This window comes from Gammaproteobacteria bacterium (genome assembly GCA_029882975.1).
GTDB lineage: Bacteria > Pseudomonadota > Gammaproteobacteria > SZUA-152 > SZUA-152 > JAJDNG01.
The window spans coordinates 213,944-228,918 of the sequence record JAOUJW010000001.1 but is presented as its reverse complement, the minus strand read 5'-3'; the positions used below and the strand labels follow the sequence as shown (position 1 = coordinate 228,918).

Below are 14,975 nucleotides of genomic sequence, written 5' to 3'. Positions count from 1 at the left end.
ATTGAGAAGCGGTACCGACGGCCCCATATTTACGATTTTACCATTCCAGTAGCACACTATGACCACGGCTATTGCCATCAGCGATCTACGTAAAACCTACAAAAACGGTTTTGAAGCACTAAAAGGAATTGATCTTGAGGTGCAAGCCGGGGACTTTTTTGCCTTGCTTGGACCAAACGGCGCCGGTAAATCCACTACTATCGGTATTCTGTGTTCCTTGATCAACAAATCGTCGGGAACGGTGCAAATTTTTGACAAAGATATTGATCGGGATTTTTCGGTGGCTAAATCTTATGTGGGTTTGGTGCCGCAGGAGTTCAATTTCAATGTTTTTGAGCCCATCCGTGAGGTAATCATCAATCAAGCAGGATATTACGGTATCCCCACCCGTGAGGCAGCCGGCCGTGCCGATAAGTACCTGAAGAAACTCGGATTATGGGAGAAACGGCAGGACGGTGCACGACTGCTTTCCGGGGGGATGAAACGCCGCCTGATGATCGCTCGGGCATTGGTGCACCAGCCAAAATTGCTGATTTTAGATGAGCCTACGGCAGGGGTGGATATTGAAATTCGCCATAGTATGTGGGAGTTCATAAAGGAAATTAACGCCAACGGTACCACCATAATTTTGACTACCCACTACCTGGAAGAAGCGGAAAGTTTGTGTAAAAACATCGCCATAATTGATCATGGCTGTATCATCGAAAAAAACAGCATGCAAAATCTGCTGTATCAATTACAAATGGAAACCTATGTGCTCAATCTGGCCGACGGTTTGGCTTCGATTCCTGAGTTGGCGGGTTACGAGGTGAGCCGGGTGGATGACTGCACTTTGGAAGTGTGTGTGTCCAAGGAGCAGGGCATCAACCCTTTGTTCGAGCTGCTATCGCAAAAACAGATTCGGGTTCTCAGTATGCGCAACAAGCGTAACCGTCTGGAGGAGTTGTTCATGCGCCTGGTGGGCGATAATCGTTCCAAAGGGGCAGGGTAATGACGGCCTCGGAAAAGTTGACAGCGTTTTCAACCATTGTTCTTAAAGAGGTTCGCCGTTTTTTGCGTATATGGATTCAAACGGTATTACCGGCGGCGATGACGACGGTTTTGTATTTTGTGATTTTCGGAAATCTAATTGGCGAACGTATTGGCGCCATGTCCGGTGTGGCCTACATCGATTATATTGTTCCCGGGCTCATTCTTATGTCGGTGTTAACCAACTCTTATGCCAATGTGGTGTCGTCCTTTTTTGGTGCCCGGTTTCACAGAAACATAGAAGAGATGCTGGTTTCTCCGGTGCCCAATTACATTATTCTAGCCGGTTTTGTGTGCGGTGGGGTGGCCAGGGGAATGACGGTGGGTTTGGCGGTGACGTTGGTCGCTGTTTTTTTTACCAATATTCAGATTCATAATATCCTGGTCGTTGTATCCATGGTGTTGTTAACCTCGATATTGTTTTCACTGGGAGGGTTCATTAACGCTATTTACGCCCGCAATTTTGATGATATTTCCATAGTGCCAACATTTGTGCTGACGCCCTTAACTTATTTAGGCGGTGTTTTCTACAGTATTGACCTGTTGCCGGAGTTTTGGAGAACCGCATCTTTGTTTAATCCCATACTGTACATGGTGAATGCTTTTCGCTATGGGTTTTTGGGGATTAGTGATATGGGTTTGGTTTATTCTTACGGTATAACTCTGTTTTTTATTCTCTTGTTGACCGTTTTCTGCTTGAGGTTGATGGATAAAGGTCGCGGAATACGCACATGATGGCTTTTGATGCACCAAAGCAAGTGGTGGAGTTTTTTGATGCATTGGCAGACCGCTACGATCAAGCTGTTTTTCGCTTTTATCCCTTTAGTGCCGACGCTATCGTGCCGTTGCTGCGCACGGCTCCGGGGCAAAAAATTCTGGATGTGGGCACAGGGACAGGGGCTGCTGCCATAGCGCTGGCGCAAACGATGCGTCACCAAGGCCGGGTGATTGCCATCGACCTGTCCGAGGTTATGCTTGCCAAGGCAATGGAAAACACCGGCAAAATGGCTTTATCCAATGTGGATTTTTTTGCCATGGATGCACAATCACTTGAGTTTAAATCGGATTATTTTGATCATGTTGTCAGTGCTTTTTCTTTGTACTACATGCCGGATATGCTTACCGCGCTGCAAGGTTGGAAGCGGGTTACCAAACCGGGCGGAAAAATCCTTTGTACCGGTTTAGCTTGTGACGTATTTGGCGCTTTGCTCGACGACTTACGCGTTGCCTTACCTCAATTTACCACGGTGGATGCCCGCCCATTATTAGCCTCCGAGCGGCTGTGCTCCAGTGAACAATGGCTCAAGCTCATGGAGCAGGCGCAGCTGCAAAGGACTGCAATGCAAGTCGGGCAGTTTGGTTACCACCTCTCCGGGCCAGAGCAGTGGTGGGATGTGCTGTGGGGCAGTGATGTGGGTAGGATACTGCAATCATTGGATCCACTTGTGTTGGCGCAGTTGAAAACCTATCATCTGGGCCAAGTGGCAAAACGGATAAAGCCGGAGGGCTTATGGTTGGATGTGCAAGTCGTATTTTGTATGGGAGAAGTTTGAATGTCGGTCTGTAAATATGTTGGTGCCGCTTACCTCGCTGTTGGGCTGCTGATGTTTGTAAGCACCCAAGGGGTTTTGGCAAGCGCTTCAGTGGGGCAAGTCAAAGGCGTGGTAAATCACTGCAATGCCGCTGGTGTTGAAGGTATGCAGATTTATATCGCCGGCAGAAACCATGTGCTGTTTACGGGTGCAGACGGAAAGTTTTTGTTTGAACGGGTGAGCCCCGGTGAGGTGGAGTTGGTTTATACAGTGGGTGGAAAAATCGTAAACCGCAATCGGGTCACCGTTTTGGCTGATGAAACCCAGGATCTTGGGCAGATTGTTTTTTGTTCCCGAGAGTCCGCGCCATCTGAGGCTACCCTTGCAGACCACGATAAGGATGGTGTGAGCGCACCTCAAGATTGCGACGATAACAACAAGGCGGTTCGCCCCGGAGCAGTAGAGCTGTGTGATGGCATAGACAATAATTGTAATGGCCAAGTGGATGAAAACGTCGCTTTGCACAAAGTGGATAATGGATTGGCTCAATGTCGTTCCGGGAAGTTGGAGTTGCAAAGTTGTCAGAAAGGGTATGCCGATTGTGACGGACAGATCGCAAATGGTTGTGAAATAGACACCATGGTGGATGCGGATAATTGCGGCGCTTGTGATAATTTTTGCGGCGGGGAAATTTGTGCTGCCGGGTCTTGCTGATCATGGAGCTTAAGCTTACCTCACGTGGCGCTTAAAGCTTTCTAATAAAAAAGGCGGCTTATGGGCCGCCTTTTTATTCAAACGGTATTTCTAGAACGTGACGCCAACCGCTTTTAAACCACCGTCATCGCTGTCTTCATAATTCACCATTACACTGCCTTTGGCACCCTTCAATCCATCAATAATTTCATTGCTGGCGGCAAATGTGATGGGGCTGTTGGATTGGGCATCTCGAATGGTGAAGGTTTTCTTGCCGGCATCCACGGATAACACATTGCCGATGTGGGTGCTGGGTCCTGCGGCATCGCAAGCCCAAGTGGTAATGGGGGCGATCAAAGCACCCATTAGTACGATTTTGCTTAGTAATCGCGTATTCACAGTATTGACCTCCAAGTTGCAACAGGGGAACTTACATTTGGTGTAATCCCGTCATTATAAATCATACAAAACCGCTTTGCTTTCATAAGAGAAGACAACAGTATCACGAAAACGTTACAAGCCAAAGAATATAAGTAATTAAGGAAGTTCTTATAATTCCATAAAGTTAATAGGGTAATGGACGATATTTATGAGGGTATAAGGGGCGCTCCTAGAGCGATGGTTTTTTTCCAGTTGTGAGGTCTTTTTATGAGTTTGCAAGCCGTGAATCAATTTGTACAAGAACTGGAAGGGATGTCGAAACAAGAACTGAATAAATTTGCTAAGCGTTGTGTTTGCCGCAAACTGGCTAATGAACAGCGTGGCGCAAGCGGATTGGATCCGGGATCGGAATTGGATCTGATTCATGCTGAATACGTTCGTCGCGGTTTAGAGAAGCATTACGATATGACGTTTGAATCCGTTGTGAAGAACCCGGACGCTTGTAATGCCGCCTGAATGGGTTTTGTAAATCAAAGTACCATCCCGGTTGCCTGCAGTGGGTGGCCGGGGATGTTTAGCGTATGTTTAGCGTCTTCTTTGCATCTGGCTCCTTCTTTCCTGCAACTATAAAGATTTCCCCTTCCCACGCATCGATTGTTTAGTCAGTAGTGGATTGCTTTGTTTCACGCTGAGCCATGGAATATACTTACTAAAGAGACCAGCGATAAGTCTTATATAAAGTATTTTGCTAATTGGCTTGTTTGATATAAGCAAAGAAAATAAACCATGAAATCCAAACTAATCGATGTGCCTGTATTGAAAGCCATGCCGTGCAGCATTGAGGCGTCAAACTATAACAGGGTGCGTTTGGCGCTGTGTAGATTGGGTAATCCCTTACGTCTGGAGTTGATCAATTTGCGTGGTTTGGATGTACAGTTGGACAATGAAGCCTGGGTTTGTGTGGATAGAACCCTAAATGATATGCCTATCTTTGCGTGGGTTAATCTACAGAGCCGCGGCAGGGTCAGTTTGTGTGCGCCGGTTCCGTGCCAATTGCGGTTTTACCATAATCATGCAGATTTGATTTGTGGCACGGTATTGGATCTCATCGATCGACAGCTACAAATACGTTTGTCACAACCCCAGTCCAGGCTGGGACAGGTAAAAAAATTCCCTTTGGTGGCTCCTGATTCTTAGGTAGAAAAATACTATTCTTTGTTTCTGAAAACATTGGGTTGAGTGTGTTTTCGTAAGTATACGAATGGAGTTGTGCGATGGAGTTTGGAGTTAAACTCCAGCAGTACGGTGGATATATTTTCCATTGCTAAGCTCGAATAATTTTGATACACAGTAATAGCCTGTGGCAGTGCATTTCGCGCAATTGGGTGGCGCTGAACCGGTGAAAGCATTTGTCAGTTTGGTTTAGACTGTGTCAAAATCAAATGCCCGTCAAATTCAAATGTAAAGCGTATACAGGGGGAATCTTGGGTGGGGGGCCATCCTGAAATGGTGCTGCCACCTGTGAGCAGTAATGCACTTATTAAAATGGATCTGCGCTCGACGCAAGCCATTCGTATTAGGTCGACTGGGAAAGACGATCTAAGTCGTTAATCCATTATAGTTTGCAATTTAATTAACAAAGGGGTCATGTAATGAAGATAGTAAGAAGCTTGGGGGTGTTGACTTTATTGGTAGCGGCTATGGGTATGGCGTCAGCGGCGTTTGCCGGTGATTCGCACACGGTTGAAGGCGTTATTAAAAAAATCAAATCAGGTGATAAAAAGCTGACCATTTCCCACGGTCCTATTGAGTCCATGGGGATGTCTGGTATGACTATGGATTTCAAAGTATTTGACCCTTCCATGCTGGATGAGGTCGAAGAAGGTCATATGGTGAGTTTTGTGATCGAGCAAGACAAATCGGGTACATTCATTATTATGGAGATCGAAGACAAGGGGGTGGCGAAAGGTGCCATGTCTTCAGATGGACATAATCACAGCCATTAATTAATTTTTAAGCAAAGGTTTTATAAACTGATTGCGGGGCAACGGGAGGTTTCCGTTGCCCCGTTAACAGTATGGATAAGAAGATTGTGGGCTCTGCTGCCTGAACTCAGTGTATACGGAGATTCAGTGGAAAAGTTGAGATCTGCTTCGGGGGTAGCGTTAATGCTGTGGTGTGGTTCTTTATGGGCCGGCTAGGCCTGGGGCTGCGTTGTTTCCACAGATGTTATCGCCAGTATCCTCATCGGAGATAACAAGAAATACAAAGCGATGAGATGAGGTTAAGCATATGAAACGTACTATCATTAACAACACCGTATCGGCGGGCCTGTTTTGCGGGCTGTGCTTGTTGGCGGAGGTTGGCGTAGGAGCAGAGCGATTTGGACTGTTATCCTTGTCGCAGGCGGAGAATATGGCGCTTCAAAATGACCCTCTGATCGCCAAAGTGGAAGCGAGTCAGGAAAGTTTGCAGGAAAAATCCGTAGCGGCGTACTCTTGGCCTGACCCCAAGTTTAAGTATGGCGTCATGAATTTGAACAGTGAAACCTATATTTTGGCAGAAGAGCCCATGACGCAAGTGGTTTATGGTTTGTCGCAGCGCATACCACCGGCGGGCAGTCTGGATGCCATGGCGGAAAAATTTGAGGAAATGGCCAATGCGACGGCATTGGAGATCCAGGATCAAAAGCTGAAAACCCTGTTAAATGTGCGTATGGCCTGGATGGAAGTCTATTACGGTCATCATGCGGGAAAGCTGATTTCGGACAGTCTAAACGTCTTTAAACAGTTGGAAGAAACCACTCGCTATCAATACCGGGCGGGTCGGGGCAATCAACAGGATGTGGTGCGAGCGCAGTTGGAGCAGAGTTTACTAAAAGACAAGAAAATAAACATACATATGATGTGGGAAAAATCCTTGGCCACGTTGAAAAAGTGGGTCGGTAATCCAAACCTGATGCAGGACCTGGATATGGCCTATCCAAAATTGGCTATTGCTCCAGCAGCCAACAGTTTAAGAAACGGCTTGGAACGACATCCCTGGTTGTTGGCGGGGCGTGGTAATGTCCAAGCGGCTCAAAAAGGTGTAGAATACGCGAAGGCCCAGCGTCGGCCGGGATGGAGTGTGGATTTGCAATACGGACAGCGTGACGGTAATAACCGGGCGGATCTGGTATCGGGCATGGTTATGATTGATATGCCTCTGTTCAAGTCCAAACGTCAGGACAGACTACTACAGGCAAGTCAAGCGGACCGTGTGGTAGCCCAGAAAATGTATGATGACAGGCGTCGTGCATTTTACGAAAAACTGGAAATCGGCTTGGCAGTGTATAAACAAGCGGATGAACGGCTAAACTTGTATGAAACTCAATTGCTGCCACAGGCGCAACAAAATGCCGAGGCGGCGTTGAAGGCATACCAAAGCGGTGTGTCAGAATTTGGCATCATGGTAAGGGCTCGATTGACTGAACTTACAAGTCAGTTGCAACATTTACGTTTGGTCGCAGACAAAGCCAAAGCACAAGTTGAATTACTGTATCTGGCAGGGGGAATTTAATGCAAACCGATCCGTTTTATCACGGGCGATCTGGCCTGATCGATACGCTTCGTTGGTTGAAGCGTAAGATTTCGGGGCAATACCCACATCCAGGCAGTTACGAACGCTACGAGGGGCAGGACAGTATGACACCACAGCAGGCCTCAGGACATCAGAGTACTCAGAATTTTGATCGGACCCGTGCCGGATATCGTCCCGGTCCCGGAAGCTATTCACAACGCAATGCCAGTTTCGGCAAAACGGTTGGCCAATTGGCGGTAGCTGCTATCGTGGCTGCCGTCCCCATCAGTTTTTATCTCACTAAACCCGATGACATGGGCACGGTATTAAACTCTGCAGGATCTGGTAATGCCCGCAGCGCTAAGAGTTTTGGCAGTAACGGTGCTTCGCCGGCAGCCCAGGTAATGGGTGCCTCGGAACCCCTGAGTGCCGTTATGGATGATACGGCTGTGGAGCATGCCGCCAAACATACCAAGCAGAACTATGTCTGTCCCATGCATCCGGATGTTATTGACACAGACCCCAACTCGATCTGTCCTATTTGCGGTATGGATTTGGTGCCATTGGAAGTGGGAGGGGAAGCTGGGGTCGTTAAGTTAACTCCGACCGTAATTAATTCTTTAGGCGTACGCACATCCAAAGTGAAACGCCGCACTTTGTACCGACGCGTCGATAGCGTTGGTTACATCAATGTGAATGAAACTAACTTGCGTAGTATCAATTTGCGTACCGATGGCTGGGTAGAACATCTGGTGGTGAAAACCGAAGGTGAGCGCGTGGTCAAAGGTCAGCTGTTGCTGGAAGTTTATTCGCCAAAGCTGGTGAATGCGCAGGAAGAATACCGTCAGGCCAAACAACACAGCAACACGGATTTACTCTCTGCGTCCAGGGAGCGGTTGCGGTCCTTGGGAGTTTCTGATGAACAAATAGATACCCTGGATCAGACCGGGGTGGTGGAAAACCTGGTGAAAATCTATGCGCCGCAGTCCGGTATTGTTTCCAAACTGACGGTACGGGAAGGAGCCTATGTTAAGCCTTCACAAAATATTATTAATCTGGTGGATCTATCCAGTGTTTGGTTAATGGTTGATGTGTTTGAGCGTCAGGCGGATTGGGTAAAGGTGGGGCAGCGGGCAGAAGCGACTTTGCCTTTTATGCCGGGTAAATCATGGGAAGGCAATGTGGAATACGTGTATCCCAGCCTGGATGCGTCCACTCGCAGTCTCAAAGTACGATTGCGGTTTGACAATATGGACGAAGCCTTAAAGCCGAATATGTACGCGGACGTGACAATTTATGCCAAACCCAAAAAGGCAACCTTGGCGATTCCGCGTGAAGCTTTGATTCGAACAGGTAAGGAAAAACGTGTCATTGTGGCTCTAGGGGAAGGTAAATTCATTCCCATGCCTGTCAGTGTCGGTTTGGAGGCAGGTGGCAATGTGGAAATTCTAAAAGGATTGAATGAAGGCGATGAGGTTGTGGTTTCCAGTCAGTTCCTTATCGACTCTGAAAGTAGCATGAAAGCCAGTTTGGCCCGGATGGCCGGTGGTGGTTAAAAAGCTACTTGTTTTTAAATAAAATGGAGTTGTTGTCAAAAAGACAACTCTTGGTCTGGCGGGGGCGCCGGTAGAACGACCAACCATGCAGGCTTATTTCCAAGGCTATTGGCCGGAGGTGGGCTGGATAGCCAGGGCTGATATCGATTGGTGATCGAAAAAGTTAACTTCTTCGGTGGCAGCCAATGGTAGATGGATTGGGCTTTGAGGTTGCTGCAGTTCTCCGGCAAGGTGTCTACGGATGCACACTGATGTAAAACACACACACCGGCGGCTTGATCCGACCCCTTTTAAAATGCAGTTGGGGTGGCGGGCTGATTAGAGGCAACCGGGTAGGAAAGGACGCAGTGTGAGAGTGATAGGAAAAATAATAATACTGTGATCGCTCATATTATTCGATGGTCTATTGAAAACCGTTCTCTGGTATTAATTTTCACCGTTATTCTTACCGGTTGGGGTTTGTTTGCGGTGAAACAAACGCCCTTGGACGCCATTCCAGACTTGTCCGATCTTCAAGTCATCATCAAAACCTCTTATCCAGGTCAAGCACCCGAAGTGGTTGAGGATCAGGTCACCTATCCTATTACCACCGCAATGCTTTCTGTCCCAGGTACCACCGCCGTGCGTGGTTATTCTTTTTTTGGTGATTCCTATGTGTATGTCATCTTTGAAGAGGGTACCGATATTTACTGGGCTCGCTCGCGAGTGCTGGAGTATCTAAACCAGGTTACCGGTTCCTTGCCCGCATCGGCCAAACCCAATTTGGGACCGGATGCCACCGGCGTGGGTTGGGTGTATCAATACGCTTTAGTGGATCGAAAAGGAAATCACGATTTATCCCAACTGCGCAGTTTGCAGGACTGGTTTTTAAAGTACGAGTTACAAACCGTTCCCGGCGTGTCGGAAGTGGCCACCGTCGGTGGTATGGTGAAGCAATATCAGGTTGTGATTGATCCGGATCGATTAAGGGCGTTTTCCGTACCCCTATCTAAGATTCGCATGGCGATTCGCAGAGCTAATCAGGAAGTAGGCGGCTCCGTTATCGAATTGGCGGAAGCTGAATATATGATTCGGGCTCGAGGCTATATCCAGAAAATTGAGGATCTTGAAGAGATTCCCATTAGTAAAACTGAAAACGGTACTCCCGTATTGTTGAAAGATATTGCGTCGGTGAAACTGGGGCCGCAAATGCGTCGCGGTATCGCTGACTTTAACGGTGTTGGTGAAGTGGTTGGTGGAATTGTGGTAATGCGTTGGGGGGAAAATGCCCTAAATACCATTGATGCCGTAAAAGAACGCTTGGAAACTTTACGGCGGGGCTTGCCGGACGGCGTGGAAATCATTGAGGTCTATGATCGTTCCGACCTGATCAAGCGATCGGTTATTAATCTGCGCGACAAACTGCTGGAAGAATTTATTGTGGTTGCGGTGGTTTGTCTCGTATTTCTGTTCCATCTAAGATCGGCCTTGGTTGCTATTGTTATTCTGCCTTTAGGGATTGTGACATCTTTTATTATCATGGAGTCGCAGGGGATAAACGCCAATATTATGTCATTGGGGGGCATAGCTATAGCGGTAGGGGCAATGGTGGATGCTGCCATCGTCATGGTGGAGAATGCTCATAAGCACATGGAGCGTCAGCCCATTACGGATGCCAATCGATGGGAAATTATGCGGCGTGCCTCTGCGGAAGTGGGGCCTGCATTGTTTTTTTCCCTGCTGATTATTACTTTGAGCTTTTTGCCGGTATTCACGCTGGAGGCTCAGGAAGGTAAATTATTTTCACCTTTGGCTTATACGAAAACTTATGCCATGGCGGCTTCGGCGTTTTTGTCCATTACCTTAATGCCGGTGTTAATGGGGCTGTTTATTCGTGGGCATATCGCTTCTGAGTCGAACAACCCTTTGAACAGGTTTTTAATTGCCCTTTATCGACCCGTTATACACGGTGTATTGGCTTGGCCTATTTTGACGGTGGTATTGTCGGTGGTTACTGTGGCCTCTTTGGTTATCCCCTTGGATAAGTTGGGATCGGAATTTATGCCTGAGTTGGATGAAGGGGACATACTCTATATGCCAACCACCTTCACCGGTGTTTCCGTGGGTAAAGCGGGAGAGTTGTTACAGATTACCGATCGCCTCATTAAAACAATTCCAGAGGTTGAAACCGTATTCGGCAAGGTTGGACGGGCGGAAACGGCTACAGATCCGGCGCCACTGACTATGATAGAAACCACTATTCAATTAAAACCCAAGAGCGAGTGGCGTCCGGGGATAACCACCAAAGATATCATGGATGAGCTGGACCGAACCGTGAAGTTTCCCGGTTTGACCAATGCTTGGGTTATGCCAATTAAAACCCGTATCGATATGATTTCAACTGGGGTGAAAACCCCCTTGGGTATCAAAGTTACCGGGCAGGATTTGGCGGTGATACAACAAATTGGTGAAGACATAGAGAAAGCGGTGCGCGATATTCCGGGAACCCGATCCGTGTTCTCCGAACGTGTGGCCGGTGGACGCTATGTCAATATCACGATCAAGCGGCGGGCCGCGGCGCGTCTGGGGCTGAACGTAGCGGATATACAGGAAGTTATCGCCACGGCGGTGGGAGGCAGTAATGTCACCGAAACCGTTGAAGGCCTGGAGCGATATCCGGTCAACATTCGTTATCCCCAAAGTGTGAGGGATTCCGTCGAGCAACTGGAGCAGTTACCCATCGTAACCTCGGGCAAGGCTTATGTGCCTCTGAGCGAAGTGGCGACCATTAGTGTGGACGATGGCCCCGGGGTGGTGAAGAGTGAGAATGCGCGGCGCACCGGTTGGATTTACGTGGATATTAGGGAACGTGACCTGGGTAGTTATGTTAAGGACGCACAGCAAGTGGTGGCGGAAAAAATCAAACTTCCTTCGGGGTATTCCATAGGTTGGACCGGTCAATATGAGTACATGGTTCGTGCCGAAGAACGGCTCAAGTACGTGGTGCCCTTGACCCTGGTCATTATTATGTTGTTGTTGTATTTGAATTTTAGAAATTTTGCAGAATCCTTGATGGTGATGCTGTCTGTGCCTTTGGCTCTGGTAGGTGCATTTTGGTTTGTGTACATACTGGGCTATAACTTGTCGGTGGCCGTCGGGGTTGGTTTGATTGCTTTAGCGGGTGTGGCGGCGGAATTTGGTGTGGTCATGTTGGTGTACCTGGATCAAGCCTATAAAGAGCGTAAGCCGCGAACCATTTTGGAACTCCGCGAAGCTGTAATTGAAGGGGCGGTAATGCGCGTGCGACCCAAGGCTATGACCGCGGCGGTAATCTTGGCGGGCTTGCTACCCATTATGATGGGAACCGGTACAGGCTCCGAGGTTATGCAGCGGATTGCAGCGCCCATGTTGGGGGGGATGATTACGGCACCTTTGGTGTCCATGGTATTGATACCGGTGTTGTATGTCATGTGGCGTAGCCGCCAAATCAAACGTGGACAGTTCGAATACCATTAATCCTGGATGAAAGATGGATCTGAAATTGTTTTCAACGGTGTTTGTTACCGTGTTCCTGGCGGAAATTGCGGATAAAACCCAATTGGCAACCATGCTGTTCGCCTCCAATGCCCAGAATGCCAAGTTATTGGTGTTTGCGGCGGCCGCTTTGGCTTTGGTTGTGGCCACAGCTGTGGCTGTGTTTGCCGGTGCTTTGTTGTCTCAAAGTATCGATGAAAAGCTCATGGCGCGTATTGCCGGTGTGATCTTTATCGTTATCGGCTTATGGACTTTGGTTAAAGCCTGAGTAGAGATTGAAAGATTTAGGGTTGAAGACAGTTTGGTGCGAAACGTGAATACGTACTAACGTCCAATGAGCTAAGGCAAAGTACTAGCGAGAGTGCCTGTCTTTGATTTTTTCCGAATATAAATCCAGAATGAATTTTGCTGTTACTGCTGTACTGCGATTTTCTTCATATTCCCATATAACCGCTTTTTTTTCTGCCGTGCTTAGAAGGTTGTAAAAATGCAGCACGGTTGGTTGTTTTTGGATGATCAACGTTTCAAATTCTGCCAGGCTCAGGTGGTGGGAACTGCCTGCAACTCCAGCGGTTTGATTCTTGCTTGAGGCATTCACCGGTGCCATTTTTACGGGAACTGAAATTGCCTCGTTGGAATTGACTTCCACGTCCAACTGTTTCAAATACAGCGCCTTGCGCCGTTTTTTCTCATCAATAGAGGTGTTAACTTGTTGAATTAGGGCAGACTCGGATTTGTTTTCCGGCTCCATGGTGTCGACACGATTTTGGTTTTCCGCCTCTATTTCCAGCTGCTTTAGATAGTCAGGGTCCAGTGAAAGGGCGGGAGTGCTGAGGAATGTGGTGCAGAGGAGACAAAACGCGGGCCAATGGCTGTTCATGTTTAATCCTTCAAACTGAATCGCAAAAAAACCGGGTTACGGGAGACGCTTCGAAAATGACTAAACCAAACCACAGTCTACCTTATATCGAGTTACAGCTCCACCGGCCTGGCTTCCTGAGATAAAGTTGATTGGTTTTTGGCTTGGATGGTTTACAATAGGGGACGATGAATAGGCCAAGATATCAACAAAAAATAAAAAAGGTGAGTTAAATGTTTGAAATCATACCAAATTGGCACCCGTTTTTTGTTCATTTCAGCATAGGATTGTTGCTTACCGCTGCCGTTTTGCATGTATTGGTACTCGTTGTGGGCAACACCACGACGCAACGCTCTTTGACCACTGTTGCTAATTGGAATCTTTGGGTTGGGATTGGTTTTGCTGTGATCACCGTTATTGCCGGATGGTTTGCTTTTAACTCCGTTAATCACGATACCCCTTCACATTTGGTTATGTTAGAACATAGGAAATGGGCGGTGGCCACTACTATAGTTTTTGTAGCTCTAGGATTGTGGTCTTTTATGCGAGCAAAAAATTCCAAGCCCATTGCCTTGCCTTTGACAGCTGCGGTGGTGGTTGCGGCCGGCTTACTGCTGACCACGGGTTGGTACGGTGGAGAACTGGTTTACCGACACGGTTTGGGGGTGATGTCCTTACCGGATCAAAGCGATCACAGTCATGCTGAAGGTGTGGCTCATGATCACGGTAGCGGCGCTGGTCACGGCGCTGACGGACATCACGATATGTCGAAAGGGGATCACCATGACAGTCTGGATAATGCCAAAGAGGCCCACGGTCACGGCGGCGACCATAACGACAGTGGTCATAGCCATGACGAAGGCAAGGCTCCCGGGCATACGCCGGCATCCGGTGGGCATGACAGCATCGATTAAGCCATTGCAAAAATGCCTGTCTAAGTATTTTCAGGGTTTGGTGGTATGTGGTATTGCCGTTTTGGGGATCGCTTGCGATCAAAACCCACAGGTTTCCAGTGCCAGCAGCGGCTTGGCGCCTAAACAGTCATTTTCTTCCCAGGAGTTGGCACGAGGAAAAGCCGTATACGTTAAATATTGTGCCCAGTGTCACGGCGAGACGGCCCAGGGTGCGCCGCAGTGGCGTAAAGCGGGGAGTGATGGTAAATATCCGCCACCCCCTTTAAATGGCTCGGGACATGCCTGGCATCATTCTCGGGCGGTACTGCGTAATGTGATTATCAACGGTACCAAACCCAATGGTAATATGCCCGCTTGGCAAGGGCGTTTGGACAATGAGGAAGTGGATGCGGTTATCAGCTATTTCCAATCTCTTTGGCCGGAACCCGTGTATGCAGCCTGGTACGAAATGCAACAAAATTCAGCCAAGTAATCCCTTTGAGTCTCATGGTTAAATCCTGAGCTAATCAGAGGAGCCCCTTTCATTGAACACACAGAGGATAACATCATGTATGGATTTTCAGTGACTTTTTCCGGGAGTTTCGAACAAGCTATCGAAAAGGCAACAGAAGCCCTAAAAACTGAGGGTTTTGGCGTGCTAACTGAAATTGATGTGAAACAGACGCTGAAAAACAAACTGGATGTGGATCGCAAGCCCTATGTCATTCTGGGTGCCTGCAACCCCACCTTAGCCCATCAAGCGATTAATGCTGAGCCGGATATAGGCTTGCTGTTACCCTGTAATGTGGTGGTTCGGGAGGAAGATGACGGCAGTATAACGGTTGCATTTATGGATCCGGCAGCGGTCTTACAGTTAGTTGATAATGATCAGGTAGGGCAACTGGCGGCACAAGTGCGAGAGAAGCTGCAGCGTGTTAGTGCATTGATTTAATCCCGGCTC

The 14,975-nt window shown here is 48.0% G+C and carries 16 protein-coding genes; 14 read left to right on the top strand and 2 right to left on the bottom strand.

Going from position 1 to position 14,975, the window contains the following annotated elements; all coding sequences use genetic code 11:
• Positions 1-58 precede the first annotated feature (58 nt).
• The 4 genes from OEY58_01045 to OEY58_01030 are packed head-to-tail and all read left to right on the top strand — an operon-like array spanning position 59 to position 3,275.
• On the top strand, positions 59-991 hold the full coding sequence (locus tag OEY58_01045; protein MDH5324029.1) for an ABC transporter ATP-binding protein: 933 nt from the start codon (positions 59-61) through the stop codon (positions 989-991).
• Positions 991-1,764 carry an ABC transporter permease gene (locus tag OEY58_01040; protein ID MDH5324028.1) on the top strand — a complete coding sequence of 258 codons (774 nt, stop codon included), beginning with the start codon at positions 991-993 and terminating at the stop codon, positions 1,762-1,764. The genes OEY58_01045 and OEY58_01040 overlap by 1 nt, the downstream gene beginning before the upstream one ends.
• Positions 1,761-2,582, top strand: a complete 822-nt coding sequence (locus tag OEY58_01035; protein ID MDH5324027.1) for a class I SAM-dependent methyltransferase — start codon at positions 1,761-1,763, stop codon at positions 2,580-2,582. The genes OEY58_01040 and OEY58_01035 overlap by 4 nt, the downstream gene beginning before the upstream one ends.
• Positions 2,583-3,275 (top strand): MopE-related protein, encoded by a 693-nt coding sequence (locus OEY58_01030; GenBank protein ID MDH5324026.1) that lies wholly within the window; start codon positions 2,583-2,585, stop codon positions 3,273-3,275.
• 90 nt (positions 3,276-3,365) lie between these two features.
• On the opposite strand, the gene OEY58_01025 is transcribed toward OEY58_01030, so the two are convergent.
• The gene (locus tag OEY58_01025; protein MDH5324025.1) at positions 3,366-3,653 is read right to left on the bottom strand and encodes a hypothetical protein; all 288 of its coding nucleotides are present in this window, start codon (positions 3,651-3,653) and stop codon (positions 3,366-3,368) included.
• A gap of 249 nt (positions 3,654-3,902) precedes the next feature.
• Here OEY58_01025 and OEY58_01020 point away from each other — a divergent pair, with 249 nt between their 5' ends.
• The 7 genes from OEY58_01020 to OEY58_00990 all read left to right on the top strand — a co-directional run bounded on the left by OEY58_01020 (position 3,903) and on the right by OEY58_00990 (position 12,530).
• A complete protein-coding gene (locus OEY58_01020) occupies positions 3,903-4,151 on the top strand; it encodes a hypothetical protein (protein ID MDH5324024.1) in 249 nt (82 codons plus the stop codon).
• Positions 4,152-4,421: 270 nt separating this feature from the next.
• Entirely contained in the window at positions 4,422-4,832 is a 411-nt protein-coding gene (locus OEY58_01015; protein MDH5324023.1) for a hypothetical protein, read from the top strand.
• A 455-nt stretch (positions 4,833-5,287) separates the two neighbouring features.
• Positions 5,288-5,641, top strand: a complete 354-nt coding sequence (locus OEY58_01010) for a copper-binding protein (GenBank protein MDH5324022.1) — start codon at positions 5,288-5,290, stop codon at positions 5,639-5,641.
• A gap of 286 nt (positions 5,642-5,927) precedes the next feature.
• Positions 5,928-7,193: a TolC family protein gene (locus OEY58_01005; protein ID MDH5324021.1), complete on the top strand. Its 1,266-nt coding sequence runs from the start codon at positions 5,928-5,930 to the stop codon at positions 7,191-7,193.
• Positions 7,193-8,749, top strand: coding sequence for an efflux RND transporter periplasmic adaptor subunit (locus tag OEY58_01000; GenBank protein ID MDH5324020.1), 1,557 nt, complete (start codon positions 7,193-7,195; stop codon positions 8,747-8,749). Before OEY58_01005 ends, OEY58_01000 begins: the two co-directional genes overlap by 1 nt.
• A gap of 378 nt (positions 8,750-9,127) precedes the next feature.
• Positions 9,128-12,244 carry an efflux RND transporter permease subunit gene (locus OEY58_00995; protein MDH5324019.1) on the top strand — a complete coding sequence of 1,039 codons (3,117 nt, stop codon included), beginning with the start codon at positions 9,128-9,130 and terminating at the stop codon, positions 12,242-12,244.
• A 13-nt stretch (positions 12,245-12,257) separates the two neighbouring features.
• The gene (locus tag OEY58_00990; protein ID MDH5324018.1) at positions 12,258-12,530 is read left to right on the top strand and encodes a TMEM165/GDT1 family protein; all 273 of its coding nucleotides are present in this window, start codon (positions 12,258-12,260) and stop codon (positions 12,528-12,530) included.
• A gap of 84 nt (positions 12,531-12,614) precedes the next feature.
• On the opposite strand, the gene OEY58_00985 is transcribed toward OEY58_00990, so the two are convergent.
• Positions 12,615-13,142, bottom strand: coding sequence for a hypothetical protein (locus OEY58_00985; GenBank protein MDH5324017.1), 528 nt, complete (start codon positions 13,140-13,142; stop codon positions 12,615-12,617).
• Between the two features lie 212 nt (positions 13,143-13,354).
• Between OEY58_00985 and OEY58_00980 the strand changes: the two genes are divergently transcribed.
• From OEY58_00980 to OEY58_00970, 3 genes are all read left to right on the top strand, one after another.
• Positions 13,355-14,035, top strand: coding sequence for a DUF2231 domain-containing protein (locus OEY58_00980; protein MDH5324016.1), 681 nt, complete (start codon positions 13,355-13,357; stop codon positions 14,033-14,035).
• Positions 14,019-14,507 carry a cytochrome c gene (locus OEY58_00975; protein MDH5324015.1) on the top strand — a complete coding sequence of 163 codons (489 nt, stop codon included), beginning with the start codon at positions 14,019-14,021 and terminating at the stop codon, positions 14,505-14,507. The genes OEY58_00980 and OEY58_00975 overlap by 17 nt, the downstream gene beginning before the upstream one ends.
• A 75-nt stretch (positions 14,508-14,582) precedes the next feature.
• Entirely contained in the window at positions 14,583-14,966 is a 384-nt protein-coding gene (locus tag OEY58_00970; GenBank protein MDH5324014.1) for a DUF302 domain-containing protein, read from the top strand.
• The last annotated feature ends 9 nt before the right edge of the window (positions 14,967-14,975 follow it).

What these genes read in the sequence shown, in the direction of transcription:
- OEY58_01035 (MDH5324027.1), top strand. Translation starts at nt 1,761, where the DNA reads ATGATGGCTTTTGATGCACCAAAGCAAGTGGTGGAGTTTTTTGATGCA.
- OEY58_01000 (MDH5324020.1), top strand. Translation starts at nt 7,193, where the DNA reads ATGCAAACCGATCCGTTTTATCACGGGCGATCTGGCCTGATCGATACG.
- OEY58_01020 (MDH5324024.1), top strand. Translation starts at nt 3,903, where the DNA reads ATGAGTTTGCAAGCCGTGAATCAATTTGTACAAGAACTGGAAGGGATG.
- OEY58_01040 (MDH5324028.1), top strand. Translation starts at nt 991, where the DNA reads ATGACGGCCTCGGAAAAGTTGACAGCGTTTTCAACCATTGTTCTTAAA.
- OEY58_00990 (MDH5324018.1), top strand. Translation starts at nt 12,258, where the DNA reads ATGGATCTGAAATTGTTTTCAACGGTGTTTGTTACCGTGTTCCTGGCG.
- OEY58_01005 (MDH5324021.1), top strand. Translation starts at nt 5,928, where the DNA reads ATGAAACGTACTATCATTAACAACACCGTATCGGCGGGCCTGTTTTGC.
- OEY58_01010 (MDH5324022.1), top strand. Translation starts at nt 5,288, where the DNA reads ATGAAGATAGTAAGAAGCTTGGGGGTGTTGACTTTATTGGTAGCGGCT.
- OEY58_00985 (MDH5324017.1), bottom strand. Translation starts at nt 13,142, where the DNA reads ATGAACAGCCATTGGCCCGCGTTTTGTCTCCTCTGCACCACATTCCTC.
- OEY58_01045 (MDH5324029.1), top strand. Translation starts at nt 59, where the DNA reads ATGACCACGGCTATTGCCATCAGCGATCTACGTAAAACCTACAAAAAC.
- OEY58_00975 (MDH5324015.1), top strand. Translation starts at nt 14,019, where the DNA reads ATGACAGCATCGATTAAGCCATTGCAAAAATGCCTGTCTAAGTATTTT.
- OEY58_01030 (MDH5324026.1), top strand. Translation starts at nt 2,583, where the DNA reads ATGTCGGTCTGTAAATATGTTGGTGCCGCTTACCTCGCTGTTGGGCTG.
- OEY58_00980 (MDH5324016.1), top strand. Translation starts at nt 13,355, where the DNA reads ATGTTTGAAATCATACCAAATTGGCACCCGTTTTTTGTTCATTTCAGC.
- OEY58_00970 (MDH5324014.1), top strand. Translation starts at nt 14,583, where the DNA reads ATGTATGGATTTTCAGTGACTTTTTCCGGGAGTTTCGAACAAGCTATC.
- OEY58_01015 (MDH5324023.1), top strand. Translation starts at nt 4,422, where the DNA reads ATGAAATCCAAACTAATCGATGTGCCTGTATTGAAAGCCATGCCGTGC.